The sequence below is a fragment of the Collinsella sp. Sow4_E3 genome (assembly GCF_052116285.1).
Classification (GTDB): Bacteria; Actinomycetota; Coriobacteriia; order Coriobacteriales; family Coriobacteriaceae; genus Collinsella.
Map to the genome: position 1 here is coordinate 1 of NZ_JBQKLJ010000088.1, position 620 is coordinate 620.

Consider the following 620-nt stretch of genomic DNA (forward strand, 5'->3'; position numbering starts at 1 on the left):
CGGCGACACCATGATCGCCAGCACAGATAGGACAGTACCCACCATCATGCCTCCCGATCGGCGGGGATGCGGGCCGTGATCCACACCGCCCACAGCGCGATCAGATACAACCCGAGTTTCGTCGCCGGGTCGTTGCCGTCGTGGGCGATCCATGCGACGATCCATGCGCCGACCCGTTCGGAGGCTACCAGCGCCATCGCAGCCAGACCCCACACCGACGCCCGAACATGGCTTGATGTGGCGATCGCGACCACGCCGGCAGCGACCCACAGGGCGGCTCGTAGCCAGTCGGGCAGGTCGATCAGCTCGGCGCGGGCAGGGACGGCCGCGTAGAGCAGCGACACCCCGACCAGCACCCATAGGACGCCGAGCCCGAGCATCGCTGTCCGGCGAGACACGCGTCAGTCCTTGAGTGCGTCGCCGAGCCGGGACACGACCGCGTCGGCGACAGCCTGCGGGGTTCCACCGGTCTTCACTGCGGCCTCGACGGCCGTGCGCACGAGCGGGGTGAGTCCGGCGAGCACCGAGCGGGCGATCGCCTGCTCATCGACGACCACGCCCTGACGCTTGGCGAGCTCCCGCACCAGCCGCAGCGTCTCCTGGCTGTTGATGCTGGCCCA

The 620-nt window shown here is 69.4% G+C and carries 2 protein-coding genes; both read right to left on the reverse strand.

Translation table 11 applies throughout. The annotated features are described in order from the left end of the window. Positions 1-44: 44 nt before the first annotated feature. A complete protein-coding gene (locus tag ACTQ48_RS11380) occupies positions 45-398 on the reverse strand; it encodes a hypothetical protein (protein WP_441042116.1) in 354 nt (117 codons plus the stop codon). A gap of 3 nt (positions 399-401) precedes the next feature. Continuing rightward, on the reverse strand, positions 402-620 hold a 219-nt coding region (locus ACTQ48_RS11385; RefSeq protein ID WP_441571024.1), incomplete at its 5' end, for a hypothetical protein.